Consider the following 26,668-nt stretch of genomic DNA (forward strand, 5'->3'; position numbering starts at 1 on the left):
ATGCGAACAATTCTCAATAGCAAGGAAATTAGCGCCTGATGGGAAACTTTTTCCCATAGGTCAGACAGCGCCATAACCATTCGAGCGGGCCGTACTTGAACCGATCGAGCCACGGCTTCGACCACAGCAGCATCACGATGCATCCACCCAGCGTTACGAGATAGAGCTGCGGGCGGCCGAGTTCGCCATAGAGGCCCAGCGCCCAGCCGTGGAACACGAACAGCATCAGGATCGAGGTGCCGAGATAGTTGGTGAAGGCCGCCCGGCCTGCGGCAGCCACTCGCTGGCCGAACCAGCCGGTCCACGAAGGCGAATAGACCACCATCAGCGCCGCCAGCCCGAGGATCATCGGCAGTCGCGGGAAGGCCGACCCCGCGATATATCCCAGCATCGCCGCCAGCACGTCGAAATCGGTCGAGCGGACCCACAACCCGATCGCCAGCGTGCCGAGCGCTCCGCCGATCACGCCGAGCCAGCCCCACAGCACCATCTTGCGGTGATCGAATTCGCCGCTGAAGAAGCCCATCCGCAGCAACGCCATTCCGATCAGCATCAGCCCGATCGTCTCGACCATCGCCTGCGACAGCGTGGAAACCGGCATGAGCAGGTTTTCGGTGAAATTGGCGCCGACGAAAGCGAAATAATCGCCCGACTGGATGGCGGCGGCCATCTGCGTATCCGCCTCCATCCCGGCCAGCATCTTCGACTGCATTTCGGCGGCTTCGCCTTCGCCCATCGCCCCGGAGCTCGCGAGCCAGTACAGCCCGCCGAACAAACCGGCGAAAATCAGCGCGCTGATGAAATACCCCAACAGGCCCAGGATCAGCTGGTTCACCGGCTTCAGTGTGTAGAACGCCAGCAGCGCCAGCCCGCTGACCGCGTAGAGGAACAGGATGTCGCCGATCCAGATGAAGTAGAAATGGATGAGGCCGAACATGCCGAGAAAGGCGAGCCGCCGCACGGCAAGGCCGGTCGTCGCTCCGCGCTCGGTCGCCTTTTCGATGAAGAGATACAGCCCCGCGCCGAACAGCACGGAGAACAGTCCGCGCATCTTTCCGTCAATCAGGACGAACTGCGCGATCCACCACCAGTGATCGGAATCGCCGTCGGCGGAGAGGAATGCAGGCGGATAGATCGTCGCCATCAGTGGCTGACCGAAAGCGATGATATTGGCCGCGAGGATGCCCATCACCGCGATCCCGCGAATGAAGTCGAGGCTCGCGATGCGAGCGCCCGCTGTTACGGGAGCCAGTTCGTCCGGCGTGCTTCCCTCTCCGAAGACCGCTTCCGCATCACCGGCGGGCGATTTGATAGCCATGCTTGTCCCTTGGTTCGACCACGTGCGGCAAGCCTAGCACCCGCACGGTCCAGGGGAAGCGGAAATTGTCGAGCGAAATCAGCCTTTGGTCACGAGGCAGCCCTGGCCCTGTCGCTTGAGCTGCGCGCAGGCGGATTGCGCCTCTGCCTTACTCGAAAAGCCTTCCGCCATAAGCCGGGTCACCTTGCCGGTCGGGACGAGCAACTTGCTGGTCCCGGAGAGAGCAGCATTGCCGGAAAGCCTGGCCCACAAGCGGTCGGCATTTCCGGCAACGCCGAAGGCTCCGAGCTGGACTTTCCAGTCGCTCCTGGCCTTCGGCTTGGTTTGCGACGCGGGAACGGGAACGGGCTGGATCGACTGCGGAACCTTGCGAGCCTCCGGAACGGCGGTTGCGACGCGCGCAGGCTGCACCGACGGTTGAGCAGCGTCTTCGACAGCCGGACGCGCACCGAGATCGATGGCCGCGAGTTCCGCGGCGCGGCGCTGCGTTGCCTCCGCCTCGAGCTTGCGGGCAAGCAGCTGCGCTTCCTGGCGCTGCTCGGTCGGAATGTATCCATCCATCTGGGCGATGGCATTGACCGCCTGAGGCAGCCCGGCCGACTGCGACAGCGTCAGCAGCGCATAGGCGCGCACCCAGTCCTTCTCGGCAAAGTCCCCGTTGAAGTGGGCGAGACCCAGGACGTATTGCGCGCGCGGATCGCCGCGGTCGGAGGCAGCGCGGATGAGCGGCATCGCCGATCGCTTCTCGCCCTGCTGGAACAGCAGCAGGCCGAAATTGTCGGCAGCCTTCACATGCCCTCGCTCCGCGGCCTGGGCATACAGCTCTTTCGCGCGCGCGATGTCGGCCTCGACCCCGCGCCCCAGACGATAGGCCTGGGCCAGATTGAACATTGCATCGGCATCGCCCGCCGCAGCGGGTCCCTGCCATTCGGCAACCGCGCGATCGTAATCACCCGCGCTCCACGCATCGACGCCGGATTTCACATCGGCCAATGCCGGGCCAGCCAGCCAGACCAGCGTCGCCGCTCCGGCAGCGAAGGCGCCACGAATCATTGCGTTTCGGTCGGTAGAACGATTTGCGACACGGGTGACCATTGGCATCAAACTCCTTCGCACGCAGGCCAAGCCCTTGAATGGCTAGGCAATAATTTTTCACCGCCGGGCTTATAGTGAACGAACGGTTAGGAAATCGTTGCCCGCACGGCGTCGCCAAGGCCGGAAACAGAATTCTGCCGCTTTCCGACCCTGTTAACCCAAAATTAGGGGTATCCTGCGATCCCATGGTCACCACGCCGCAATCGTGCGGCATCCAAAGGTTCAAACCAGGGGGACCAGGCGTTGCGTGTACTCGCTTTGGCATCGCAGAAAGGCGGATCGGGGAAAACGACCCTGTCCGGACACCTTGCCGTCCAGGCACAGCGCGCAGGCGCTGGCCCGGTCGTCTTGATCGACATCGACCCACAGGGATCGCTGGCCGATTGGTGGAACGAACGTGAGGCGGAATATCCCGCTTTCGCGCAGACCACCGTTTCGCGCCTCGCAAACGACCTTCAGGTCTTGCGTCAACAGGGCTTTAAGCTCGCGGTGATCGACACTCCGCCCGCAATCACCATGGCTATCCAGTCGGTGATCGGCGTTGCCGAGCTGATCGTGGTCCCGACCCGCCCCAGCCCGCACGACCTGCGTGCTGTCGGCGCAACGGTCGACCTGTGCGAGCGCGCCGGCAAGCCGCTGGTGTTCGTCGTCAACGCGGCAACCCCCAAAGCCAAGATCACTTCGGAAGCCGCCGTCGCGCTCTCGCAGCACGGCACGGTCGCTCCGATCACGCTTCATCACCGCACCGATTTTGCTGCCTCGATGATCGACGGTCGCACGGTCATGGAAGTCGAGCCCGAGGGTCGCAGCGCGGCGGAAATCACCGCGCTTTGGAAATATATCTCGGACCGCCTTGAAAAGAACTTCCGCCGCACCGTGTTCGCCGCTCCCGGCAGCCCGGCACAAGCAGTCGGTGGTGCTTCGCGTCCCGGTGGCGGCTTCGGTCGCCGCGTGGCCCAGTAAGGAGCTGAACGGGTGATGTCCGAAGCAAGCTTTGCCTCACTCAACCCGGCATTGCTCGCTCGCAAGGGCGGCGCAAAGCCCGCCATGCGTCCGCAGGTCGCGCCGATGCCGCAGGATGCTGCGGCGATGGCGGCGTTGGCCGACGAACAGCTCGAGGACCTCGGCTGGAACGACATGGGCTCGGACGACGAGACCGAAGGCGCCGAGATCGTTTCGATCACCGGCAAGGCTGCCAACGAGGACGCCTCCGAATCGGATAGCCCGATCGTACGCCGCCAGCAGAAAGACCTTTCGGAGCGTGTGCTAGCGGAAGCCGCAATGCCGGCAACGCACGATGCGGATGCACCGAAGAAGCAACACAAAAAGAAGAGCGCGGCAAAGGACGGCAAGCGCGCCGCCTTTACCCTGCGCCTCGACGCCGACCGCCATCTCAAGCTCCGGCTTGCATCGACCATGCAGGGCAAGAGCGCACAGGTCCTCGTGACCGAAGCGCTCGATGCCATGCTGGAACAATTCGACGAACTCGACGCGCTCGCCGAGCGCATGAAACGCGACTGAAATTCTTAGAGCGATACGAAACAGGGGATTTAGGACCATGGATCGCAGCACAAATAGCCGCATGAGCGCGCCGAAACTCGGCCTCATCATGACCACGGCGCTTGCCAGTGTCGCTCTTTCGGGCTGCACGACTTCGTCGGCAGCACCGGCGGAGACTTCCTTTGCGAAAGCGCAGGTCGCGCTGGAGAAGGGTCAAGTCGACAAGGCCATCACCCATGCCGAGGCTGCAGTTCTCGCCGAGCCGCGCAATGCAGGCTTCCGTGCCATGCTGGGCGCTGCCTATCTCGAATCGGGCCGGTTCAATTCGGCCGCCACGAGCTTTGGCGATGCCCTCGAACTGGGTGACGAAGATCCCCGCACCGTGCTGAGCTACGCGCTCGCCAAGGTCGCCACCGGCGACAGCGCAGCGGCGCGTGCGAAGCTCGGCGAATGGGAAGGCGCGATCAACCCCGCCGATCTTGGACTGGCCTATGCTCTCGCAGGCAATCCGGAGCGCGGGGTTCACATCCTGACCAACACGCTGCGCGGCGGCGAGAACACCGCCAAGGTTCGCCAGAACCTCGCCTACACTTATGCCCTGGCCGGCAACTGGCCTGCAGCCCGCGTCATGGTCGCAGAAGACGTACCGGCCGGACAGGTCGATGCTCGCCTTTCGGACTGGGCATCGATCGCGCGTCCGGAAGATTTCCAGGTTCGCGTCGCGTCGCTGCTCAACGTGACTCCGGTGAGCGATGGCGGCCAGCCGCAATATCTCGCTCTGACGAACTTCCCGAGTCAGCAGATGATGGTCGCCGAAGCCGAAGACCAGTCTCCCGAGGCGCTGGCCGTTGCCGCGCCGGAAGTCGAAACCGTTCCCAACACCGCTGCATCGATCGCGATCGGCCCGGACGGCGTTGAAAACGCCGAGTCCACCGATGCAAAGGTCGCTCGCATCGCAGCGGCAACGGGTGCCAAGCCCGCCGCGCCGAAGAGCGACACCGCAGCGGCCAAACCGGCTCCGAAAGCCGGATCCAAGCGTCCTGCCGGTGTCCGTTTCGTCTCGAACGAAGTGATCCAGAAGGTACCGGCAACGGCCAAACCGACCGCCAAGAAGGCTCCGACCCGTGTGGCCAGCGCATCTTCGCAGCGCCGCATGGCGGTCGCTTCGGGCGCCTCGGCCACCCATCTCGTCCAGCTCGGCAGCTTCGACAGCCGCGCTGTCGCCGAAACGAAGTGGGAAGAACTGCAGCGCAAGTTCCCCTCGCTCAAAGGTCGCGATGCCGTGATCACCGAAGCCGAGGTGAACGGGAAGACCTATTTCCGCGTCGCCGCGACCGGCTTTACCGGCAAGAGCGCGCGCTCGATGTGCTCGACCGCCAAGTCGAAGGGCACCGGCTGCTTCGCCTATGCCGCTTCGAGCCCGCCGGCTGGCGCGGTCAAGCGCGACGTCCGCGTCGCCGCGCGCACCCGCTAGGATTTCTCCACTCGCATAGAGTTTCAGCGAGACTGCCCCCGGAGCCCATCGCTCCGGGGGTTTTCTTATTGTCTGCGCAGCGCATCCGCGCCGCGATTTCCTCGCTCATGCGACCTGAAAGTCGGGTGGCCTGACGGCCATCTTCGCTACGCTTCGATTCCGCTGCGGGCGGGCGGTCGCCCTTGCGGCTTCTTCGCAGTCGACCAATCGAGCAAAGAGGCTAGGATTCTATCTTCACGCCGCCTTTGTAGAGCACCCTCACCCGGCCCTGGACGCCCTGACGATCGAACGGCGTGTTGTCGGCGGTGGCTTCCATCTTGGTCCGGTCGACGAACCAGGGGGCGTCTGGATCGACCAGGGCGATGTCGGCTTCGTGCCCCTCGACCAGTGCTCCGGCGTCGACGCCGAGCAACCGTGCTGGATTGGTCGCGAGCAGTTCGAAAGCCCGCTTGGTATCGATCACCCCGTCGCGCACCAGCCCCAGCGTCAACGCCAGCAACGTCTCCGCACCGGCCATCCCCGGCTCGGCATCGGCAAATGGCAGCCGTTTGCCTTCCGGTCCGCGCGGGTCGTGCCCGCTCGATGCGACATCGACCACGCCCTCCCCGATCGCCGCTATTGCCGCCTGACGGTCGCTCTCGCTGCGCAACGGCGGCGAAAGGCGGGTGAATGTGCGGAAATCGGCGGTGGCGAGATCGGACAGCATGAAATGCGCGGGCGTGATACCGCAGGTAACCGTGACGCCGCGCGCCTTCGCCTCGCGCACCAATTGGAACCCGCGCGCTGTCGTGACCTGCCGGAAGTGCACCCTCGCGCCGCTCATCTCTGCCAGCGCGATATCGCGCGCGAGCGCCAGCGTTTCGGCTTCGGCGGGCGCGCTCGGCAGGCCGAGCCGGGTTGCAATCTCGCCCGCGGTTGCAGCCGCTTCGCCCGCAATTCCGCCATCCTCGGCATGAACGACCACGACAAGGTCAAGCATCGCGGCATACTGCAGCAGCCGCAGCATCACGCCGCTGTCGGCGATCCACTTGCGCCCGGTCGCAATCCCGCGCGCCCCGGCTTCCTTCATCAGCGCGACTTCGGCGAGTTCTTCCCCGCCCAGCCCGCGTGTCGCAGCGGCCAGCGGGTGGACCCACAGGTCGGGCTTGCCGCTCTTGGCGATGTAGTTGATGCGGCTCGGGTAATCGAGCGGCGGCGACTGATCGGGCATGAGCGCCGCTCGGGTGATCCCGCCAAAGTGGAACGCGGGCTTGTCGACCGAGAAGACCCCGAGATCGACCAGGCCGGGGCCAACGAGCATACCCTTCGCATCGACCGTCTCGTCGCCATCCTGCGGCGCGACATCGCCACCGATTGCCGCAATGAGCCCGTTTTCGAGACGGATCGCGCCATCGATGACGCCTTCGGGCGTAACCAGCTTGCCGCCGGTGATGGTAAGGGCGCGCAACTGCTTCATTTCCAGCCCTCCACCCCGCGCGCGCTGCGCGTCAGGATGTCGAGCGCCGCCATGCGGATCGCGACACCCATTTCGACCTGCCTCGTGATGATCGAGCGGTCGAGCATGTCGGCGACTTCGCTGTCGATCTCGACGCCGCGGTTCATCGGGCCGGGATGCATGACGATGGCGTCGTCCGCGGCGAGCGCGAGGCGTTTCATCGTCAGCCCGTAAAGGAAGTGATACTCGCGTGCCGACGGGATGAACTGGCCCGCCATCCGCTCGGATTGCAGCCGCAGCATCATCACTACGTCCGCGCCATCCAGAGCTGCATCGAAGATCTGGAACGGTTCGACCCCGAGCTGTTCGATGCCCGACGGCATCAGCGCAGGCGGCGCGCACACACGCACTTTCGCCCCCAGTGCCTGAAGGCACAGGATGTTGGAGCGCGCAACGCGGCTGTGGAGGATGTCTCCGCAGATCGTCACGGTCAGCCCGGTGAAGTCCTCACCGCTGTCGCCGCGCTCGCGCAGCTTGTGCCGCAACGCCAGCGCATCGAGCAGCGCCTGCGTCGGGTGTTCATGACTGCCGTCGCCCGCGTTGAGCACCGGGCAATCGACCTTGTCGGCGATCAGCTGCGTCGCGCCGCTCGACCCGTGACGGATCACGATCGCATCGGCGCGCATGGCGTTGAGGGTGATCGCGGTATCGATCAGCGTCTCGCCCTTCTTCACCGAGCTTTGCGCCGCGTGCATGTTGACGACATCCGCGCCCAGCCGCTTGCCCGCGATTTCGAACGAAAGCAGCGTGCGCGTCGAATTCTCGAAGAAGGCATTGATGATCGTCAGCCCTTCGAGCAACCCTGCGTGCTTCGTGCGCTGGCGATTGAAATCGACCCATTCCTCGGCCTGGTCGAGCAGATAGAGGATTTCGTGCCGCTCAAGCTGGCCGATGCCGGTGATGTCGCGATGCGGGAATGCGAGGCGCCCCGCCGGAAAGCGGCCCGATCCCGAAGAAGTTTGCGTCGATGTCATTAAAGCAACGCCCTTAGTCGAGCGCTGTCGTCTGCTCAACCCATTGCTTGCGCGCTTCTCAATGGAAAATTCGTACCAGAGCCCCTAAATCGGGTGCAACAAGCGGGGTGCAGACCCACGCGCAGCAAGGACACACGGTTACATGAGTTTTATCGGCAAAGTCTGGAAGGTTCTGGTCGGGATCAAGGATGGTCTCGTCCTCGTCTTCATGCTGCTGTTCTTCGTTGCGCTGTTCAGCATCCTGTCGGCCAGCCCCAACCCCGGCCAGGTCCGCGAAGGCGCACTCTACATCGACATGTCGGGTTATGTGGTCGAAGAACGCTCGCGCGTCGATCCGATCGCAGTCCTGCTGAGCGGCGAGACGCCGCCGCTGGAGCACCAGGCTCGCGATCTCGTTCGCGCGCTCGATTCGGCTGCCGGGGACGACCGGATCAAGGCGGTGGTCATGGATCTCACCGCCTTCATCGGCGGCGGTCAGGTGCACATGCAGGAAATCGGCGAAGCGATGGACCGGGTGCGCAAGGCGGACAAGCCGGTGTTCACCTATGCGCTCGCCTATGGCGACGACCACATGCACCTTGCCGCGCACGCGAGCGAAGTCTGGGCCGATCCGCTCGGCGGTGCGGTGATTGCCGGACCAGGCGGCAGCAATCTCTATTATGCCGACCTGCTCGACCGCCTTAGCGTCAATGCCCGTATCTACAAGGTCGGCACCTACAAGGCCGCAGTCGAACCCTATTCGCGCAATTCGATGTCCGATGCCGCGCGCGAAAACATCTCTGCGCTCTACGGCGCGTTGTGGGAAGAATGGCAGGCCAACGTGAAGAAGGCGCGCCCTGCGATCGATCTCGACCGCGTGACCCGCGATCCGGTCGGTTGGGTGCAGGAAAGCGAAGGCGATCTCGCCCAGGCCGCGCTGGCGGCAGGGCTGGTCGACAAGCTCGGCGGCCGCGTGGAGTTCGGCGAGCGCGTGGCCGAAATCGCCGGTGAGGACGATTGGAGCAAGGCCCCCGGCGCCTACGCCAAGAGCGACTTCGCGCCCTATCTCGCCGATACCAGATCGAGCCTGAGGAGCCTCGGCGGCACCGACAACCAGATCGCGGTCGTGACGGTTGCCGGCACCATCGTCGATGGCGATGCCGGCCCCGGCACCGCAGGCGGAGAACGGATTGCAAAACTGCTCGACGACGGGCTCGGGGACGGATTCAAGGGCCTCGTCGTACGGGTGAATTCGCCCGGCGGATCGGTGCTCGCATCGGAAGAAATCCGCCGCGCGATCGAACGCTACCGAGCGAAAGACATTCCGGTGGCGATCTCCTTTGCGAATGTCGCTGCGAGCGGCGGCTACTGGGTCGCGACCGCCGGCGACCGGATCTTCGCCCAGCCCGAGACGATCACGGGTTCGATCGGCGTCTTCGCGGTGCTCCCGACCTTCGAGAACGCGACCCGCGAAATCGGCGTCAACGCCGATGGTTTTCGCACCACGCCGCTTTCGGGCCAGCCCGACATCATCGGCGGACTGACACCGGAAGTGGACGCGATCCTGCAAGCCTCGGTCGGCGATACCTATGCCGACTTCCTCGAGCGGGTGAGCACGTCGCGCGGCAAGTCTGCGGAAGAAATCGACGCCATCGGCCAGGGGCGCGTTTGGGATGGCGGCTCGGCGCGCCAGAACGGACTGGTCGACCAGTTCGGCGGGCTCGACGATGCACTCGCTTGGGTGGCGGGCGAAGCGGGCCTCGAGGACGACGACTGGCGGGCGACGTTCCTCGGTTCGCAGGCGCCCAACTATGACTCGCTGATCCGGCAATTGCTCGGCGGCTCCTCGGCACCGGCGGCCAAGAATGCAGACCTGTTCGCCATGGCTGCGACCAATCGCGAAGCGACGCTGTCGCGGCTCGCGGCCGATGCGGAACTTCTCGCCGGCACGCGCGGCATCCAGGCCTATTGCCTCGAATGTCCTGCGGAGCCGCGCCCGATCGGCGCGAGGCGGGCGGCGAGCCTGTTCGAGACGCTGCGGGCTGTGCTGGCAAAGTAGTAAGACCCTCCGCGAGAGCACTTGCAATGCGCCGAGGCCCGCAGTAGATGCGCGCCCCTGCCCTTGCGAGGATGCAACGGGGCGGGCGCGTAGCTCAGTGGTAGAGCACACCCTTCACACGGGTGGGGTCGCAAGTTCAATCCTTGCCGCGCCCACCATTTTTTCAATGACTTAGAAGAGATGGCGCTCTGATTGCGGGCGAAATTGCTGGAGCGATTGCGTCACGAAATTCGCAGTGGAGTGGAAGTGCCCGCACAAATCCGCGCGGCGGGCGCCAATCCGGGGTAACCCGAATGACCCAGAATTCCAGACGCTGCGCCAATTGCTCCCGGTCACTCGGAAGGTTTAGTCTCGGATCGGGCCGAGGCTGCTTTTCTCGGCGAGAGGTCACAGAAAACTGGGTCGCCGCAATACAATATTTTGACGCGGGAATTGGCAATTCCCCTGCAAAGCTGAGGCGGTTCCGGATGGCAAGGACAGGACAGAAAACAGGCCGCACCTCGCGTGTGTGGCGGCATCGCTCCGAAGTACCGCAGCGGGCAAGCGCATGAAGCCCGTCTTCCTCGCACTCGCGCCAATCGGAGCCATATCCATCGGCGCGACGGCGCTGGCGTCGACAGCGCACATCCAAGCCCTTTCTTCCCCTCTGCCGATGCTGACCATGCTCCTGCAGTCCTCGCTAATCGCGATCAGCACCCGGATCGAAGTCAAGCGCTGGGTTTCGGTAACCGCGAGTCCCGGCGGCGCGACAGTCGATCTCAAAGCTCCTGGATCGCTCGGAACGGTCGTGGGAGGACCGGTCACAACGGCTAGCCGTGTCTGGTGGAACGTCGATTTCGACGACGGAGCCGACGGATGGGTCCCAGACAGCCATATCGGTACCAGTACCCAGCCCGGGCCCACCCCGTCACCATCACCAACTCCGTCTCCCAGTCCGACGCCCACGCCTTCACCGACGCCGACGCCGACGCCGACACCCACACCAACTCCCACTCCTACTCCTACTCCTACTCCTACTCCCACACCGTCACCGTCACCGTCCTGTGCATCCTTTGCCGTAGCCTGTGATATCGAGGTGGCCAGTCATGTCTGGGTCCGGTCCAATCCGGGCGGAGCGCGGCTTGAACTCAAGGCTCCGGGGGCGACCGGGTCAATCACGGCAGGACCGTTCTCGCAGGATGGAAATACCTGGTGGCAGGTCGATTTTGCGACAGGCGCGGACGGTTGGGTGACGCAGAGCAACCTCATTCTTTCAGGGGCCGTGACACCGACGCCCACACCTACACCTACGCCTACGCCAACACCCACACCTACACCTACGCCCACACCAACGCCGACACCGACACCGACACCGACTCCAAGTCCCACTCCCAATCCTACTCCGACACCGACACCGGGTCCGACCCCCGGATCAGCGTTTTCCAATCCGGACGACGGGGATATTCCTGATTCTGCGCAGCATCCCCTGGCATTCCCGACCGCGATCGGGTTCGGTGCCCAAGCCTCGGTTCGTTCACCGAATGCGGTCGTGTACAAGATCAACAGTCTCGAGGATTCCGCCATCCCCGATGATGGCAAGATCACCTATCGTGAATGCGCCCTCGCACTCGAAGTCACCGCTCCCTACGCCATCCCCGCAGGGCGACCGAGATATTGCGTGTTCGAGGTGTCAGGTGCGATCACTCTGCAAAGTCCTGCCCAGATCAGCCAGCCGAAGATTTACATCGCTGGCCAGACATCGCCGGGCGGGATCGAGTTTCGTCTAGGTTCGCAGTACAGTCCGGTGGATTCGCTCATCGATACGCGCGGTGGAGGCGACCATGCCGTCGTCCGGCACATTCGCGCGAGGCTGGGAGAGCATCCTGGCCGGATGTCCGACAATGGGGATGCGGTTCGGACCAATGGCACGAGCTTCCAGATATTCGATCACGTGTCGGCGATGTTCGCCACCGATGAGAGCCTGAACCTTGCGGGATGCGTGAATTGCACTGTGCAATGGTCGATCATCGGGCCCAACATCTGTGAAGATGCTGGCCATAGCGAAGGCCAGCACTGCAATTCGCTCTTCATCAAGCCAGCCGACTACGTGACCGTCGCCTACAATCTGAGCCAACATGGCGAACGCCGCGGTCTCAACATTGCCCCCGGCGTGGAGGCTCCCGTGCGCGGAACCAGTTCGCAGGCCGACCTCATCGGCAACTTCCTCTACAATTTCGTGGAAGAAGGCGGTTTGCTCTCCAACGGCTCGGGAGCGGTCTATGCCAATTACATCTCGAATTCGTTCTTCGAGGGTCCGCGCTTCAACAACAACAACGGCAATTACCTGGGTGCGCTCTACATCCTGGAGGACCGGATCGGCTTCGGGTTCTCGATCCATGCACGCGACAATATCAGCCCCTGGAACAGCGATCCGGCCGATTTCCAATCGCCTTTCGGACTGTTCGGCGCGACGACGCCGTGGACGGTCTGCACGACCAGCCCATTCCTTGCCCGGGATTGTTCGACAACCGGCCTCGACTTGATCCAGAATAATACGCTGGTGACCGCGCCCGGCGCGCCGACCAATTGGCTCGAGAGCTGGATGATCGTTTCCGCCGAGCAAGCGCGTCGTAACGTCCTCTCTTTTGCCGGCGCCGACCTGTGCCGCGATGGCGCCTGCCGCGACAATGTCGACCGGATGTTTATCGAAGATGTCCAGACATGCGACGCGGCGCCGCGCCTCTTCGAGAATGCGTGGACCTCGACTGTCGCCGCGACCGGCGGCTATGCGCAACTGACAAGTACCGGACCGGCCTTGCTAGACAGCGACAATGACGGGATGCCTGATACTTGGGAGGCCCAGTACAGTGCGACCGATCCCAATGTCTGGGATGCCAACGATGATCCCGATGGCGACGGCTATCCCAATATCGAGGAATATCTCAACATGCTGTCGCTTGAGGATACTCGCTATCGCGGCATCTACACTGCAGGCGACGCGGCCTCGCCACCATACAATTGCGGACAACCCCAACGGTAGATCGGCATGAGGAGATGATCGCATGACTCTTGATCGTTGCATCTCCTGCATGGTTCTCCTCGCGCTGTGCGCATGCGGCCCCGACGAGACGCAATCCAGCCCTGCGGTAGCGATGTCGGCGGCCGACAGCGAGCCCGCACCTGCACAGGTATCGGTATCTCCGGTGGTTGATCCGTGTTTCGAGGACGCGGATGGCTTTCATGTGGATCACGACGGTTCCATCGTCGACGCCTCCGGCCAGAGGCTCATTCGAATGCCGCTGACCAGCGAAGCGGATGATCTTGCTGCGTCGAGCAAGGACTTTTGCGGGAAGTGGTCCAGCGAGACCCAGCTCGATACCGGATCGTACCACTATGTCTTCAGGACCAACGCGGACTGCCCACGCAGAGCCCTTCCCGGCCAATTCGTCCATCTTGGCTTCAATGCGGATTCGGTAGCACCATTGGAATTTGTGAGGAATTTCGTCACCTGCGACGAGACAAGCGACACGCCATTGTCGGGCGGAGTCAAACAGGAGGAAAGAGCCGACAACACGATCCTTGTTTTCGATCAATCGACACGCAATTGAGCAAATGTCCCAACCCTGACCTCTTGGCCGCTGCGCAGTCCCAGGACTGGGAATGTATCAAGTCGCCAATCTGATCATCTGTCGCTTCGGCAAGGTTGGCGATGTCCTGCAAAACTGGCGTATCCAGGATCAGGCTCGGCGAAAGAGAGATGGTGCCGAGTGACGTCAAGACGGCGAGGTGTTCGCTGGCACCATCTATTCGAGTGCCACATCGTGCGCGGCTTGATCTGGGTCGCGAGCGGAAGGCTTGGTTTCGGTCAGTAAGGCTGGGAATGGAACAGTTGGCTTTCTGGATGGGCTCCGGGCCCGTCTAGAGGCCACTTATGAGGTGGAAAAGCGACCTTTTCGCAGCGGGACCTTCTTCATCGAAAGCGCACAGTTCAATTGGGCCATTCGTGAACCGGAAGGCCGGACCTCTGGTTTGCGAGGTAATCGGCGGTCAGACGATGAAAATCGCCATGACGGTCAAACTGCTCGAGTTGCCAGTTTGCTCCGTTCTGGCGCGATTCGAGCCGCATCGACACGGTCGAGAGATATTTGTCGATCAGGCGCTCTGCCATCCCGAGCTTGCGAAGACCGCTTTCGGCCAGCGGGATGAGATCCTCCAGCACGCTGGCGACGGGGCGAACAGCCGACTTACCGAACCAATCGATATGCGCATTCAGGCCGTCCCTCGCCGCGGCGTAGAAATTGACTTGCATCGTTTCAAACGGGAGCTCCGCGACGGCAGTGTCAATATACCGGCTCATCTCTTCGACGGCTCCGAAGTACAGCGCGGCATTGGCCATCATGTCGAGCACACTGGGGCCTGCGGGCATGACGCGTTGCTCGATCCGGATGTGCGGTTTCCCGTCGGAGCTGTGCCCGATCAGCGGCCTGACCCAGCGCCACAAGGTTCCGTTGTGCAGCTTGATGCAGGCGAATTCGGCGTCGTCTTTGCTGTCGTCGCACATCGGCAGTAGCACCGGATAGTCCGAGAGGTTTTCCTCGAACAATTCGACCAGGTGATCCTTCGCGTAACCGGTGCCGAGCGTCACGCGTTGCAGCCCTGTTGGCTGCGCCAGCGCCTGCTCGAAGATCGGAATCCTCGTCTCGTGCCACAATGGCTTGCCGAACAGGAAGGGTGCATTGGCCGATATGGCGACGAGAGGCGCGCTCAGGATAAGCGAGGCGTTATAAGCGGCCACCATCTTCTCGTCGGCGAGTTGAAGGTGCAATTGCAGCGAGGTGGTTGCGGCCTCGGCCATGACGTTCTGGTAAGTTGCGGAAAAGCCGACGCCCCCGCGGCAGCTGTCAATCTCGAGCGAAATCGGCGCCCCGCCGCGTCTGCGCATTGCCTCCTGATTGAGCGCGGCGTAGCGATTGGAGGGTGTCATCATGTCGATCGAGAGGTCTCCTTCGCGCAGCGTCGGCAAAGTGCCGATGGCGATAACCGTATCGACATCCTCATTCGCATTGCTGGCGCAGCGTCGCATAGTCTCGCTCAAATGGTCGTGCATGCGCGCCAGCCCTTCGCCAGCGATTTCCTCGATGGGCGTGTTGATCTCGATATTGAAGCGAGAGAGTTCGGCCACGACACTCTCGCCAGAAAGCCGATCAAGAAAGCTCTGATTATGAGGCGCCGGAAAGAAGTTGTGATCGATTAGCCAGGCTTCGAGCTCAAGGCCGATGACAGGGCCTTCATCGGAAAGGCCGCCTTCGGATTGTATTTTGCGAAGCAAGGCCGTTTCGCGTGCGAGGTGTTCTCGAAACTTGAGAAAATCCGCTTCTGCGAAATGGTCCCTCGCAATTTCCTCTCCCATCACCACCCCGTCTTCTGCTGGTCGCACGCGGCATCCTTAGCAGCCGGCCTAGCGAATGCTCTAGCCCAATCGCCACGGAATCATCGATGGAACCCAACAGCTGCTTTCAAGTCGAAAGTTGTCGGTCTGTTCTTGGCTGATCGCAAGGGCGGCGGGATGGGTTTCTGAACTCTCGCTTTGCCCCGCGATTGCTGATACCTCCGCAGCGTCGGTATGCTCCGACAAACAGGGGGAAATCATGAAATACATCTTGAAGGGCGTAATTGGCGCCGCTGTTCTCGCGTGCGCGCTACCCATCGGTGGTGTGAGCGTGGCCGTGGCGCAGGAGCGTTCATGGAACGACGAGCAGACTGAAGTCTGGGGCGTAGTCGCCCAGAGCTGGGTTGACGATTCCGCCGAGAACGGGAAATGGCCCGCTGAATATTTGCACGAGGATGCGATTGGCTTCTCAGCAGAATGGCCAAATCCACGCGGTGCGGACTCGATCATTAAGTGGTCCCGCTTCGGTTATCAGGCCAACCAGACGCTGCAATATGAGCTGTTCCCGATGGCAATCAGCATCGCCGGAGACACCGCTGTAGTGCACTACAGCACTGTGATCGTCAGCAAGGAAGGCGACAAAGCGCCAGAGCGCAACGTCGGCTATATCAACGAAACGCTCGTAAAGGCCGACGGCGAATGGAAGTTTCTTTCGCTTTCTGGTTGGAACGCCGGCAGCGATTAAGGACAATGAATGAATGGGGCGACGTCTTCGTGGCGCCGCCCCAATTTGCTCGATGTAGCGAGCCTATCTTCTAATCCCGGTTAATGTCCGATCTTGGGTCGTAACAAGATTGGCGGCTGTTAGCTGCTGGAATGGCCAAGCTGCGATTGTGCAGTAGGTCGGTAGCTGGTGCGCTTCAAAATTACCGAGAAACCTGGGCCGTGACGCGAGTCTGGATGCCTAAAGCGGTATTGGGTCACCAGCATATGGATCGCGTCAGCACCCACCTGACCGGTGCCCCTGATAGCGATAAAAGACATCGAGAACTTCTTCGACATATGCGCCCGTGGCGATCGCTGCCGCAGGCATTCGCATTCGCATAGTCACATCGATCGAGTTGGCTTCGTAGGTGCCCTCGATCGCAGCATCCACAGGACCCGGAATTCGTTCGAAATTGCAGGAGAACGTTCCGGCGATCGCCCCACCGCGCATCTTGTAATCGCGGGTAGTGCAATTCGCTTCCGGTGCAATCGGAAACGCCACGCTCCCCGGTGCGCTGGCCATGGCCTCACTCAGGCAGAATTCTTGCTGGCCGGTTCGTCCGAAAGGCAATGAGTTCCGTGGTGTGAGAGGCATGGCCTGTCCCTGCCCGGCGAAACTCGTGATCTGCCAATCGAACAGCCAGCGCCCCGCATTGATCGGTGCGCCAGGCGTCGCGCTTCCACCGTATCTCCCGGTGGTGTTCCCATCCGAAGCCGAACCTGCGCGTAAAGCATCGGAGCGCTGGATCGCACGGTTCGGGCTTCCCTCGCGGTTCTCAGGCATGCCGCCGTCCCGCGTCCCTGCATTCGCTGCGTCCGCGATCCTGCCATAGGCACTCTGCCGGTTTTGCTGCTCGAACCAGTTTCCAACCAACCACACCAGTCCCGCAGCCATTATGGCACCGATGATCAACGCAGGCATGAGCCACTTGGATTGGGCCGCAGTTGGCGAATCACCCGAGGCGGGTTGCGATGATCTAGGTGGCGTCGCCCCTTCAGCCGCCGGTTCGTTCGCCACGCCGAGGTTTGCACCGCAAGAGCCGCAAAAGCGGTCCTCCAGTTCGACATTAGCCGAACAGTTGTGGCACTTCCGCATATCGCCCCCTCCGCTGACAAACACGGGAAAACTTGATATCAGATAGCAAGTTGAAGAGTCCAACGGGGGGCAGGACGCTGGCACAAACTTGCGCTCGCTGCGAAGTCGATAATCCCGCTGACAAGCGTTTCTGCCGCAATTGTGGTGAGGCGCTTTACGAGACTGCAACTGTGCTCCCTCCAACGAAGCAGCCATCGCGCACCGACATCGCTCGTAGCGTAATAGCAGCCGGATCGAAGGCTATGCTTTCCAGCCTCGCCATTGCTGCGCTGCTCATGGCACCGGGGTTTGTCCTGCTGTGGATGGGGCATCGCTTGGCGGGGATGGTTTGGCTGTTTGTCGCCGCCTTCGCGCTGATGCTTCGCACATACCGCAAACCCTGGCGGCTCGGGTTCATCAGTTGTCTGATACCGCCGGTCATGGCCGGGGCCTGCTATGCATTCCAAATGTGGTTGTTCGGAGAGGTCGCGCCGCTCGAACTTATCGCTCTTGCCGCTTCGATTGGCCTCGTGATCGGATATGTCCGGGCGAATTCGCACTCGATCCGGCAAGGCGACAAAGGCGCTCCGCTGGCCGACCGGACAGCGGGTTATCTCGTCATCTGGGTCGTTGCCTACGCCGCAACGCAGGCTTTCGCCTACCTTGCGGTCGACAGTTTCGGAACGAGAGCCGGTCTCGTGACCGGCGCTTTCAGCACCGCAATGCTCGCGGCTGTCAGCGTTGTGATTTGGTTGCGCTTCCGGGCGATGCGATCGCAGGTCGCGACGGCGGTGCTGATCGGGGCATTGCTCTTCACCGGCGTGACTCCCGTCGATCAGGTCCAAGCGCAGAGCAGCTTCACACGAGAATGCTATGACCGCGACGGCAACATCCGAACTCGCAATGTCACCGATATCGATCCCACCTGCCCGTTCGGGGAAACGCCGGTCAGGCCGCTCCCTTCCGAAGGCGTCGACGAGAACTGCGACACTGCAGTCGGTTGCCTCAATCGTCCCCCCACCCGCGCTGTCCCGGTCGGCCCCGGGGGTGGAGGCATGGTCGGTGAGAGCGGCCCGGATACGCTCACGAGCTCTGGCGACGCCTCGATCCCGATTGAAGATCCAGCGGCATCAGGCGAGGATGCGGGGGCCGGGTCACAATCGTTAGTCGACGCATTGGTCGAGCTTGTCGGCGATGCTCAGACCTTGCCCGAAGATCAGGACCAGATCGCCGCGGTCACCGCCGCCGCAACGGCCCTGATGATCGCCGCCGGTGTCGCCGTCAGTACGGCGCAGGCGGTGGCAGCCGCGATCGCCAATGCCATGCAGGCGGGCGCTCAGATGACCGCCGAAGAGATACAGGCCGCGATCGGTGATGCCTTGCGGGGCCGAACCGACCGGGAGGCGTCTGCGCCCGAAGGCCAAGAGAGACAGGAGGGAACCCAAGAGAAACCACCCCCCGAAAGCGAAGAAGAGCGCGCCGAAAGGGAATCCCGTGAACGTGCCGAGCGCGACCGCGAGGATTGGAAGCGCGACAAGGTGCGGCGCGAGCAGGAGGCTGCACGTCTCACCAGGATTCAGGATCTCGCACTGGAACTGGGCGACGAAGATCTCATTGAGCGCACGGTATCGCAGCGTATCTATCGCCCCGACGGCTCGATCGACACTGAATATCTTGATCGGTTGCAGGAGATAATCCGCGCCCGGCTTGGACGCAATGAAGCGACATCCGATCCCGATTTCGAGGATAACAGCTGGAGCCGGATCGTCCGCGAGACCCTCGACGAAACGCTCGACGAGGCCAGGGACAGTTTCATCGCCCGCGCCGGTCTCGGCGCGTTGACCGGCAACCGGAGCGAAATCATCTTCCAGGCGGACCTGATCATCGACAAGATCCGCGAAGCCGCCGAGCGCGCGGAGGACAAAGGCGAGGTCATGTCGCGCGCCGATGCGCTTCGCATAGTGTTTGCCGAGCTCGCCAACGAGAACCTCCCGGTTGCGACAGTCCAAGCGCTCGAACGGATGAGGCAGGGCGAGAATGTGGGCGGCGCGGAGTTGGGGATGAGCCTGTTTGCCGATGCGATGGCGATGGCGGATGTGGGCGAAGCGGGACAGAAAATCACGGGCGTTTCGCCGGGAGAGGCTTTCGATTCGGTGTCCAGGAAGGTGCTGCCGACCGATGTCTATCAACGTGGGCGTGCGAATGTCGGTGAAATCCGCGATGGGATTACCGGCTTGGCTGCTAAAGTGCAGGACCTTGAGGCGCGCGGTACCGAGTGGCTGAATCGGAAGACCGGTGGGCAAGGCGAGCACTTCGGCTTCGGAAATCCCGACCGGATGAGTCCGGCCCAGGCGCGCGCCCAGCTCGAAGAAGGCCGCGTCTCTCTCGATACCCAGGCCAAGATCGACGAGGTCCAGTCCACAGGTGTCACCGGGGACATGGACGAGGCCCATGCTTCTGGTCGGCAGCGGGGCGAACAGAAAGTCGACGAGTTCGAACAATCGCTCGCCCGACTGGAGGAGGCGCGCAAAGGCGGCGATGCCGCTGCCATCGCCGAGGCGCAGCAGGATGTCCGAGATAATCTGCTGCGCGTGCAAGGCGACAAGCACGGGATGAATGCGCTCAACGGGCGAAATGTGGATGGCACAGGCCACCGCACGATCGAAAGCTTCAACCGCGAGATGGGCGCGACGCACGGCCAGACGGACGAGGCAGTGCGACAGCGGCTCGCCGAGATGTACGGCGTCCGGCCTGAAGACGTACAGGTGGTGAACATCACCAACGAGGCGGGCGGAGGGCCTCGAGCAGATTGGGAATCGCCAGGTCGACCAGATGCCGGGCTCGCCTCGCGCAAGACACCGCAAGGCACGATCGAAAACGGTCGCGGCGCGCGCTCGGAACCCGGCACGATCGACGGGCCGGAAACAGGCCGACTGCCGGATCCCGAGCCGAGCCCGCCGCGCAGGGATAAGGCCGGCATGGACCGCGACCTGACCATGCGGGTGCGAACCGTGGTCGACGGCAAGGTCGTCTACCGCGACGTCCCCTCGACTGTAACCGGAAGGATATACAACGAGGAATTCTATCGCGCGGCGACCGGGCGCGAACCGCCGCCATTTGATCCGGACAGACATTCCTCGACCGACTTCATTCATACTCATCTCGATGAAGACGGCTTCCTCGCCGATCCGGCGGCGATAGACGATCCCCAAACCCTTGCGAGACGATCAGACCAGGCGACAACCGACCGAACCCATGCGGAAGCCTACGGAACCGGTCAGGGCGATCTCGATACTGCGACTAAGGACAGTTACCGTCATCGCGATCTTAGCGATGCCGCGGGCACCGCCAAGACGATTGAGTTCAAGGTCGATCACTGGATGCAGGATGCCGATCGTCTGCGCGAGATGGCAGCCAAGCCGGAGAACGCGGCCATCCGCGGCCAGTTGCTCGAACAGGCGAGCGCCCACATGGAGGAAGCCCAGCGCCAGCTGGTCAAGCAGTATGGCAACATGGTCGTCACTCGGACGGAGGCGATGCGAATGTTCGGCAACGCACCAGGAGCCCGCATTCCCTCCGGTATGGCCGACAAGGTCAACGTGCTCAGACAGGTACAGCAGGGCAGGATCACGCCCGCGCAGGGCGAGGAGGCGCTCAAACGGATGGGCTCCAGTACGCAACAGCTCGCCCGTCAAATGAGCGCCTATGTCGAAGGCCTTCAAACTCTGCGCGCACCGGGCGGATACAGGCCGAAGACCGGTGGCTCCCCGTTTCCGGTTCAGGGCTGGCAAGACGAATTTCGCGAGGAGAAAAAATGAGCGAGGAGAGCCGCCGTTTCATCTTGCGGCCGAGCGATGTGTCCGCTTGCTTCGCCGCTATCGGCAGGAGCCCGCCACTCCTCACTCTCTTTTCTGACCTCCCTCCGGCCCCTTTGGAGCCACCTGCATTCGTACTTGATGCTGCGGGGGACCTGCTTCTGCCAGTCAAACTGATTTTCGAAGTCTTATCCGAGGCGAACATGATGTTTCGGCTGGATAATATCACGTCGCATTCGAGTCTCGCCGCCCAGTCAGCTTTTCTGGCCGAGACACCGGAAGGCCCGTATGTTGCAGTTTCAAAAAACGAACTCGCGTGGGACCTTGCCTTGCTAGGCAAGCGCGATGCGCTCCTGGCCGCGCTCAACGAAACGCTCGGACTCGCGCAGTACAAGACAACGGGCGATCGGTTCGCGGTCGATCTTTCGCTGGAGGCGCTTGCTGTAATTGCTGCGATGGCCGATATGGTGACGCACGAGCAAGCGCGCGCTGTGCTCGAGCGAAGGCCCGTGAATCCCGGCGTAATATCGGAGCCCGTATCGGTGGAACGGCTCGCTCAGGCGATCCGTACGGAGCGCGACCACCCGGATGTTCGCTCCGCGATAACCCGGATCAATCTGCTCACTGGTGGCATGATCAATCATGAGAATGCGAGCGATCTTGTGCGTCAAGGCCTGCTGTTCCTTCGCCAAGAAGGTCTCGTCGATGAATACGACGCGCCCGATCCGTCAGTTCTTGGCCTCGTCGCGCTTTTCCAGCAATCGTCGGCGCAGAGCGGGCTCACCTATATCGCCAAGATTGGAGACAAAGTCGTCATCGATGCACAGATAATCTTCCATCTCGGGGATTATAGCTTGCTGGGCCTTTGGCAATTCGACGCAGACGGGCGCCCGAAATATATTCGGTTGGCGTCGATAGACGGCGCCGGCATACTGGACTCAATCGATACAGTGATCGCAGGCCTGGTAAAAACTGGCAGCGATGATCCCTCGAAAGCAGGCTTCTGCCCTGATTGCGGTACCAAGCACGCTAAAGACCAGAGGTTCTGTCGGGCCTGCGGAAGGGATTTGACCTAAGATCTCTTGAACCATCCCCGCTACCGGCATCTGCGTCGTTTCCTTTGACCGCATTTGTCAGCTCATTGGGTGGAAAGCGGACTTTGGGCACTAACATCAGAGCTACATAGCTCTAATCTCAGTCAAGCGAGGGGGTTTCGTCGAGAAAGACAAATTGAAACAACATCTAACCGATGCGCATCTATCAGCGCGGGCAATCGATTCGATCCCACAACTAACCCAGTCGGATAAGATCGCTATTGGGATCATATCGGGACAATTTTTCGATGCGCTTCTTCAACACGAAGCGTGTCAATAAAGCTTTCAAAGCTTGATAGTAACTCACGTCTGAATCGATCACTGACTGAGCTAACCAATCCTTGGCATACAAATGACCAGCGTCAGCAGCAAGCTCCAGATATGACGTTGCAAGGTTCAGATCTTTCTCGGTGAAAGTTCCCCGCATATAGCTTACCCCCAATACGAAAGCAGCTGGAGCGTATTTCACCTCACAGAGGGCCACATATATGCTCTTCGCTTGCTTGTTGGCCTTCTGGGTTTCGAGATGACGGGCAAGGCGAAATGATGCTTCTACAGAACCGAGTTTCGAAGCTTTTTTGAGCAGTCTTTCACCAGACTTTTCGTCTTTCTCCAGTCCGTCACGCCCCATTAGATACGCATCGCCCAAGATCATATTGGCCATTGGCGAACCTCGTTCCGCTACCGCAGCTAATGTCTCGTAAGCCTTCGAGGGGTCATTATTCCGAAGAGTAAGTGCCTCCTTTACAGTCGCAGAGAATGGGTCGGCGTGGATCTCCGACTCGTAATTATTCACTTCGAAGTTGCTCCAAAAAACAAGAGGGTCGGCTTTTCCTGAGATCCCGTTCGAACGCATGGGATCGACAAGTGAGGGTCTGAAGACGAAAGCTCCGTGCAGCGTGCGATCACGGCTGCTTCGTCAGCTGCTCCAAGTGACAACAAGAAGAGATTTTCTTGCATGACTCGTATCCTGTCAGCCTTCGCTAACGTCCGCAATTGAGTCGTAAGCGGTCGGTCCGATTTTCGGTTCGAAGACACTAAAAGCAGTCATTCTGCTTCCGTCCCGGTTGCGGAAGTCAGCGTTCGATTTCCACCAACAGCTTCTTGTCTTCGCGCTCGCCGATGCGGAAGCGGGTGCCGGTGAAGCGTTCGATAAGGTCCATCGCGGTCCGCGTGTGCTGACTCAGCTTTACGCTGGTGAAGGCCCCGCCGCGCGCGAGCGCGAAGGGCAGCAGCAGCTGGTCCTGCAGGTACGGCCCGGCAAAGGCGCCGCTCGCAAGGTAGCCGGCCATCCGCTTGGCGGTGGTCTTGCCGATCTTCTCAGCCCGAAGTCCGAGTTTGCCAAAGCCCGACATCACCTCGGTCACGTGCTCGAAGCGCGCGGTGGCGAGAAGTGCGTTGCCAGGGCCCTCGTTGGCGGAAAGCTGGCGCGAGGTGAACGCCTCTTCCGGCCAATCGGCAAGCACCTTGCGCATTGCACCCAGCTCGCGCTCGGCAACGTCGAAGGGGACCCCGGCGATGATCGCCTCGACCTCGCCTGAAAGGTATTCTCCGCGCTCGGTCAGCTCGACCGCGCGCAGAGGCGCGGGCTCGAACTCGACCAAGATCCGCCCCCCGCCGCGCGGGAAGAAGCCGTGGCGCTCGAGCTTCGCCGAGACGCGCGGACCCATCTTCTCGATCACTGGGAGGAGCGTGTGCGCGAGGAATTCGAACGGCGGCGCGGCCATTGCGTGCGTTCCGCCCTCGATCACGACTCGCGAAGGCGCAGCTGAAAGCATCAGCGGAACGAGCACCGCCTGCAGCACGAGACAGGTGCTGCCTGCCGTGCCCACGGCGAAGTGGTACTCGCCCGGGGCGATCGAACCGGGACGGAAGGTGAGCGCGTCCGAGCCGACGGAAAGCCCGCTGACCTCGGCATTGCCGATCGCGCTCGCTGCCTCCAGCGCTGTAAGGTGCTGGCGCATCAGGCCGGGCTTCGCCCGCCCTCCGCGAATGTTTTCGATGGAGAATGGCTCCCCCGTAATCAGTGAGAGCGCCGCCGCATAACGCAGCACCTGCCCCCCGCCTTCCCCCTCGGAGCCGTCGATTGTAATCATTGTCTTTCAACCAATTCAAGAAAGAGACATTCCGCCTCTTGTTCAAATCCTTCGGCATCGGTCCGCTCTGGGACGTCGCCTGCCAATTCAAGCTCTTGCATGACGAGCCGTTCAATCTCGGGCATGCGCACGGCGTTTCCCGCCTCGTTCGTTTCGGACTTCAGCGCGATCAGGTCATTGACCTGGCCCACCAACGCATCGTCGATTCCGGCCGCCATCATCAGGTCCTGCATATCCATCGGCGGACGGCATTTGGGATCGGACCGCAAGGCGCGGATCGAAAGCGCCGGTCTCAAGGCGTAGAAATATCGCTTCACCGGAATCTGGTCGCCATTCTCGAACCACCGGCTGACCGCGCCCTTGCCAAGGCTGCCATAGTGCTTTGCAAACCCCCGAGGGTTGAAGTGACGATCGGCCAGACTTGCGACCTCGTCCATGACGGGATCGTGTTCGATGTAGCGGATCGGACTCTCCAGCCACTCGGAGACGACCGCATTGTGCTTGAGCATGAGGCCCAGCGTCTTGCGGATATCCCAGCCGTTGAGGTCGATCTCGTCGACGATCGGGCGTTCGATCACATCACGCGGAGTCTTCAGCGCGAGATAATCGCGCCGCTGGCGCGCGTAGATAAAGCGCACGTCGTAATCGCTGTCGGGCGAAGGAAAGCCCCATGCCCGCGAACCGGATTCGACCGCGAGCAACAGGCGCACGCCCTCCTCTTCGGCTAGGGTCGACAGACGGCGATCAATTTCACTGCGAATGGCAGGTTTGATGGGTAGTGTCTCGGACATCTTGCTTGCTTCGATTTCGTGTGAGGTGAGGCAGGTGATGCCAGCGAAAGGTTACCCCTTCACGCACACCACCTGCTTCAGTGTATGGACGATCTCGACGAGGTCGGACTGCGCCGACATCACCGCCTCGATCGGCTTGTAGGCTTTGGGCGTTTCATCGATCACGCCCTCGTCCTTCCGGCATTCGACACCGGCGGTATCGGCGATGTGCTCATCGAGCGACACCAGCTTCTTCGCCTGCGTCCGGCTCATCACCCGGCCCGCGCCGTGCGAGCAGCTTTCAAAGCTCTCCGCGTTGCCGAGGCCGCGCACGATGAAGCTCTTCGCTCCCATCGAGCCCGGGATGATGCCGAACGTGCCCTTTGCTGCCCGCACTGCGCCCTTCCGGGTGACCAGCACGTTCTCGCCGAAGTGGTTTTCCCGCGTCACGTAGTTGTGATGGCAGTTCACCGCTTCGCATGTCGCGTCGAAGGGCTTGGCGATCTGGGTCCGCAGCGCATCGAGCGCATGGGTCATCATCACCCGCCGGTTGAGCGCAGCAAAATCCTGCGCCCACTCGACCGCCTCGACATAATCGTCGAAATGCTCGGTCCCTTCCGGGAAGTAGGCGAGATCCTCGTCAGGCAGGTTGATGTGCCACTTGCGCATGTCCTGCTTGGCGAGTTCGATGAAGAACCGTCCGATCGCGTTGCCGACGCCCCGCGAACCCGAATGGAGCATCACCCACACCCGCTGGTCCTGGTCGAGGCACAGCTCGAGGAAGTGGTTGCCCGTGCCGAGCGTGCCGAGATGCACGACGGTGTTCGAGTTCTTGAGCTTCGGATACTTGGCGACGATGTTGCCGAACCGAACCGCGAGGGCGGCCCAGGCGTCGACAACGCCCTGAGGCGGATCGCCCCACGAGCCCTTGTCCCGCCGCCGACCCGACGACCGGCCATGCGGCACCGCGCTTTCGAAGGCGGACCGGATACCGGCGAGGTTATCGGGCAGGTCGCTCGCGACGAGCGAGGTCCGCGCCGCCATCATGCCGCAGCCGATATCGACGCCGACCGCCGCCGGGATCACCGCGCCCTTGGTCGGGATCACCGAACCAACGGTCGCGCCGATCCCGACATGGACGTCGGGCATTGCGGCCACGTGCTTGAAGATGAACGGCATCTGCGCCGCCTTTGCGAGCTGCGCCTTGGCCTTGTCATCGACCGGAACGCCGCGCGTCCAGGACTTGATCGGAGCGCCGCCTTCCACCTGTGTAAATTCGTAATTCGTCTCGGTCATGGCGACCTCCTTTCTTGCATTTTTGGTGCTGGCGACAAGGGTTTGGCGAGACGATTTATCCTGAGCTACTCCGGTTTCCCGGGGGTGGGCTCGAACCACCGACCTCCTGCTGATGCAGGCGCTCTTACCCATGTAGTCCCGCCAGCATTCGCCAGCATTGATTGTATTCTTGCGCTACCGCTTCGCTGCTTGAGCGCCAGTGCCGGCGGCGAGGATTGGTGAGACGTCCTGAGTTTCCTCAGGGGTGGATTCGAACCACCCTTATCCAATGTAGTCCCACCGGTATCCGCCAGCGTTGTTCGTTGCGTTTGCCAAGCCGCCCGCTCCCTCCACCCTTTCGCCCGGATCGTAACCCGGTGTGATAATCCGGGTGGAAAGGTGGAGGGCGCGGGTGGCCCCGGCCACAAAAGTCAGGTCCACGGCGACAAGTTTGGTGCAAAAGACGTTTCCCGCTTTTCCATTTAAGCTACAGCCCCGCATTCTGATGGAGCTGAC

At 61.9% G+C, this 26,668-nt stretch carries 19 protein-coding genes and 1 tRNA gene; 10 read left to right on the forward strand and 10 right to left on the reverse strand.

Going from position 1 to position 26,668, the window contains the following annotated elements; translation table 11 throughout:
* Nucleotides 1-28: 28 nt before the first annotated feature.
* Both ACI5KX_RS13375 and ACI5KX_RS13380 read right to left on the reverse strand, forming a co-directional pair.
* Nucleotides 29-1,318, reverse strand: coding sequence for a DUF418 domain-containing protein (locus ACI5KX_RS13375; RefSeq protein WP_406811151.1), 1,290 nt, complete (start codon nt 1,316-1,318; stop codon nt 29-31).
* Nucleotides 1,319-1,396: 78 nt separating this feature from the next.
* Nucleotides 1,397-2,371, reverse strand: coding sequence for an SPOR domain-containing protein (locus ACI5KX_RS13380; protein ID WP_406811152.1), 975 nt, complete (start codon nt 2,369-2,371; stop codon nt 1,397-1,399).
* 285 nt (nt 2,372-2,656) lie between these two features.
* On the opposite strand from ACI5KX_RS13380, the gene ACI5KX_RS13385 reads away from it, so the two are divergent.
* The 3 genes from ACI5KX_RS13385 to ACI5KX_RS13395 are packed head-to-tail and all read left to right on the forward strand — an operon-like array spanning nt 2,657 to nt 5,387.
* Nucleotides 2,657-3,376 (forward strand): AAA family ATPase, encoded by a 720-nt coding sequence (locus tag ACI5KX_RS13385; RefSeq protein WP_406811153.1) that lies wholly within the window; start codon nt 2,657-2,659, stop codon nt 3,374-3,376.
* A gap of 15 nt (nt 3,377-3,391) precedes the next feature.
* Entirely contained in the window at nt 3,392-3,934 is a 543-nt protein-coding gene (locus ACI5KX_RS13390) for a hypothetical protein (protein ID WP_406811154.1), read from the forward strand.
* 37 nt (nt 3,935-3,971) lie between these two features.
* Complete coding sequence (locus ACI5KX_RS13395; RefSeq protein ID WP_406811155.1) at nt 3,972-5,387, forward strand: tetratricopeptide repeat protein; 1,416 nt, start codon at nt 3,972-3,974, stop codon at nt 5,385-5,387.
* Between the two features lie 220 nt (nt 5,388-5,607).
* On the opposite strand, the gene ACI5KX_RS13400 is transcribed toward ACI5KX_RS13395, so the two are convergent.
* Nucleotides 5,608-6,843, reverse strand: a complete 1,236-nt coding sequence (locus ACI5KX_RS13400) for a dihydroorotase (protein ID WP_406811156.1) — start codon at nt 6,841-6,843, stop codon at nt 5,608-5,610.
* Nucleotides 6,840-7,856, reverse strand: a complete 1,017-nt coding sequence (locus ACI5KX_RS13405; protein ID WP_406811157.1) for an aspartate carbamoyltransferase catalytic subunit — start codon at nt 7,854-7,856, stop codon at nt 6,840-6,842. The genes ACI5KX_RS13400 and ACI5KX_RS13405 overlap by 4 nt, the downstream gene beginning before the upstream one ends.
* 142 nt (nt 7,857-7,998) lie before the next feature.
* Between ACI5KX_RS13405 and sppA the strand changes: the two genes are divergently transcribed.
* The 4 genes from sppA to ACI5KX_RS13425 all read left to right on the forward strand — a co-directional run bounded on the left by sppA (nt 7,999) and on the right by ACI5KX_RS13425 (nt 13,481).
* Nucleotides 7,999-9,894, forward strand: a complete 1,896-nt coding sequence (gene sppA, locus ACI5KX_RS13410) for a signal peptide peptidase SppA (RefSeq protein ID WP_406811158.1) — start codon at nt 7,999-8,001, stop codon at nt 9,892-9,894.
* An 83-nt stretch (nt 9,895-9,977) separates the two neighbouring features.
* Nucleotides 9,978-10,052: transfer RNA gene (locus ACI5KX_RS13415), tRNA-Val, on the forward strand.
* A gap of 1,370 nt (nt 10,053-11,422) precedes the next feature.
* Nucleotides 11,423-12,913: a hypothetical protein gene (locus tag ACI5KX_RS13420; protein ID WP_406811159.1), complete on the forward strand. Its 1,491-nt coding sequence runs from the start codon at nt 11,423-11,425 to the stop codon at nt 12,911-12,913.
* 49 nt (nt 12,914-12,962) lie between these two features.
* On the forward strand, nt 12,963-13,481 hold the full coding sequence (locus tag ACI5KX_RS13425) for a hypothetical protein (protein WP_406811160.1): 519 nt from the start codon (nt 12,963-12,965) through the stop codon (nt 13,479-13,481).
* Between the two features lie 380 nt (nt 13,482-13,861).
* Here the strand turns inward: ACI5KX_RS13425 and ACI5KX_RS13430 are convergent, their stop codons facing one another.
* Nucleotides 13,862-15,310 (reverse strand): glutamate-cysteine ligase family protein, encoded by a 1,449-nt coding sequence (locus ACI5KX_RS13430; RefSeq protein WP_406811161.1) that lies wholly within the window; start codon nt 15,308-15,310, stop codon nt 13,862-13,864.
* 211 nt (nt 15,311-15,521) lie between these two features.
* On the opposite strand from ACI5KX_RS13430, the gene ACI5KX_RS13435 reads away from it, so the two are divergent.
* The gene (locus tag ACI5KX_RS13435) at nt 15,522-16,007 is read left to right on the forward strand and encodes a nuclear transport factor 2 family protein (RefSeq protein ID WP_406811162.1); all 486 of its coding nucleotides are present in this window, start codon (nt 15,522-15,524) and stop codon (nt 16,005-16,007) included.
* Between the two features lie 255 nt (nt 16,008-16,262).
* On the opposite strand, the gene ACI5KX_RS13440 is transcribed toward ACI5KX_RS13435, so the two are convergent.
* Nucleotides 16,263-16,949 (reverse strand): DUF3617 domain-containing protein, encoded by a 687-nt coding sequence (locus ACI5KX_RS13440; RefSeq protein WP_406811163.1) that lies wholly within the window; start codon nt 16,947-16,949, stop codon nt 16,263-16,265.
* Between the two features lie 416 nt (nt 16,950-17,365).
* Between ACI5KX_RS13440 and ACI5KX_RS13445 the strand changes: the two genes are divergently transcribed.
* Both ACI5KX_RS13445 and ACI5KX_RS13450 read left to right on the forward strand, forming a co-directional pair.
* Nucleotides 17,366-20,920: a hypothetical protein gene (locus ACI5KX_RS13445; protein ID WP_406811164.1), complete on the forward strand. Its 3,555-nt coding sequence runs from the start codon at nt 17,366-17,368 to the stop codon at nt 20,918-20,920.
* Nucleotides 20,917-21,993 (forward strand): zinc ribbon domain-containing protein, encoded by a 1,077-nt coding sequence (locus tag ACI5KX_RS13450; RefSeq protein ID WP_406811165.1) that lies wholly within the window; start codon nt 20,917-20,919, stop codon nt 21,991-21,993. Before ACI5KX_RS13445 ends, ACI5KX_RS13450 begins: the two co-directional genes overlap by 4 nt.
* 214 nt (nt 21,994-22,207) lie before the next feature.
* Here ACI5KX_RS13450 and ACI5KX_RS13455 read toward each other — a convergent pair whose 3' ends face one another.
* From ACI5KX_RS13455 to ACI5KX_RS13470, 4 genes are all read right to left on the reverse strand, one after another.
* Complete coding sequence (locus ACI5KX_RS13455; RefSeq protein WP_406811166.1) at nt 22,208-22,675, reverse strand: tetratricopeptide repeat protein; 468 nt, start codon at nt 22,673-22,675, stop codon at nt 22,208-22,210.
* A gap of 412 nt (nt 22,676-23,087) precedes the next feature.
* Nucleotides 23,088-24,107 (reverse strand): RNA 3'-terminal phosphate cyclase, encoded by a 1,020-nt coding sequence (gene rtcA, locus ACI5KX_RS13460; RefSeq protein ID WP_406811167.1) that lies wholly within the window; start codon nt 24,105-24,107, stop codon nt 23,088-23,090.
* Nucleotides 24,104-24,898, reverse strand: coding sequence for a DNA polymerase beta superfamily protein (locus ACI5KX_RS13465; protein ID WP_406811168.1), 795 nt, complete (start codon nt 24,896-24,898; stop codon nt 24,104-24,106). The genes rtcA and ACI5KX_RS13465 overlap by 4 nt, the downstream gene beginning before the upstream one ends.
* Before the next feature lie 51 nt (nt 24,899-24,949).
* Complete coding sequence (locus tag ACI5KX_RS13470; RefSeq protein WP_406811169.1) at nt 24,950-26,173, reverse strand: RtcB family protein; 1,224 nt, start codon at nt 26,171-26,173, stop codon at nt 24,950-24,952.
* Between the last annotated feature and the right edge of the window lie 495 nt (nt 26,174-26,668).

This window comes from Erythrobacter sp. GH1-10 (genome assembly GCF_045363165.1).
Taxonomy (GTDB): Bacteria; Pseudomonadota; Alphaproteobacteria; order Sphingomonadales; family Sphingomonadaceae; genus Erythrobacter.

Bases quoted from the DNA above. Each gene is read 5' to 3' on its own strand.
- ACI5KX_RS13405 (WP_406811157.1), bottom strand. From the start codon at position 7,856: ATGACATCGACGCAAACTTCTTCGGGATCGGGCCGCTTTCCGGCGGGG.
- ACI5KX_RS13380 (WP_406811152.1), bottom strand. From the start codon at position 2,371: ATGATTCGTGGCGCCTTCGCTGCCGGAGCGGCGACGCTGGTCTGGCTG.
- ACI5KX_RS13435 (WP_406811162.1), top strand. From the start codon at position 15,522: ATGAAATACATCTTGAAGGGCGTAATTGGCGCCGCTGTTCTCGCGTGC.
- ACI5KX_RS13375 (WP_406811151.1), bottom strand. From the start codon at position 1,318: ATGGCTATCAAATCGCCCGCCGGTGATGCGGAAGCGGTCTTCGGAGAG.
- ACI5KX_RS13425 (WP_406811160.1), top strand. From the start codon at position 12,963: ATGGTTCTCCTCGCGCTGTGCGCATGCGGCCCCGACGAGACGCAATCC.
- ACI5KX_RS13450 (WP_406811165.1), top strand. From the start codon at position 20,917: ATGAGCGAGGAGAGCCGCCGTTTCATCTTGCGGCCGAGCGATGTGTCC.
- ACI5KX_RS13390 (WP_406811154.1), top strand. From the start codon at position 3,392: ATGTCCGAAGCAAGCTTTGCCTCACTCAACCCGGCATTGCTCGCTCGC.
- ACI5KX_RS13395 (WP_406811155.1), top strand. From the start codon at position 3,972: ATGGATCGCAGCACAAATAGCCGCATGAGCGCGCCGAAACTCGGCCTC.
- ACI5KX_RS13465 (WP_406811168.1), bottom strand. From the start codon at position 24,898: ATGTCCGAGACACTACCCATCAAACCTGCCATTCGCAGTGAAATTGAT.
- rtcA (WP_406811167.1), bottom strand. From the start codon at position 24,107: ATGATTACAATCGACGGCTCCGAGGGGGAAGGCGGGGGGCAGGTGCTG.
- ACI5KX_RS13445 (WP_406811164.1), top strand. From the start codon at position 17,366: ATGCTTTCCAGCCTCGCCATTGCTGCGCTGCTCATGGCACCGGGGTTT.
- ACI5KX_RS13455 (WP_406811166.1), bottom strand. From the start codon at position 22,675: ATGGCCAATATGATCTTGGGCGATGCGTATCTAATGGGGCGTGACGGA.
- ACI5KX_RS13470 (WP_406811169.1), bottom strand. From the start codon at position 26,173: ATGACCGAGACGAATTACGAATTTACACAGGTGGAAGGCGGCGCTCCG.
- sppA (WP_406811158.1), top strand. From the start codon at position 7,999: ATGAGTTTTATCGGCAAAGTCTGGAAGGTTCTGGTCGGGATCAAGGAT.
- ACI5KX_RS13400 (WP_406811156.1), bottom strand. From the start codon at position 6,843: ATGAAGCAGTTGCGCGCCCTTACCATCACCGGCGGCAAGCTGGTTACG.
- ACI5KX_RS13440 (WP_406811163.1), bottom strand. From the start codon at position 16,949: ATGCCTGCGTTGATCATCGGTGCCATAATGGCTGCGGGACTGGTGTGG.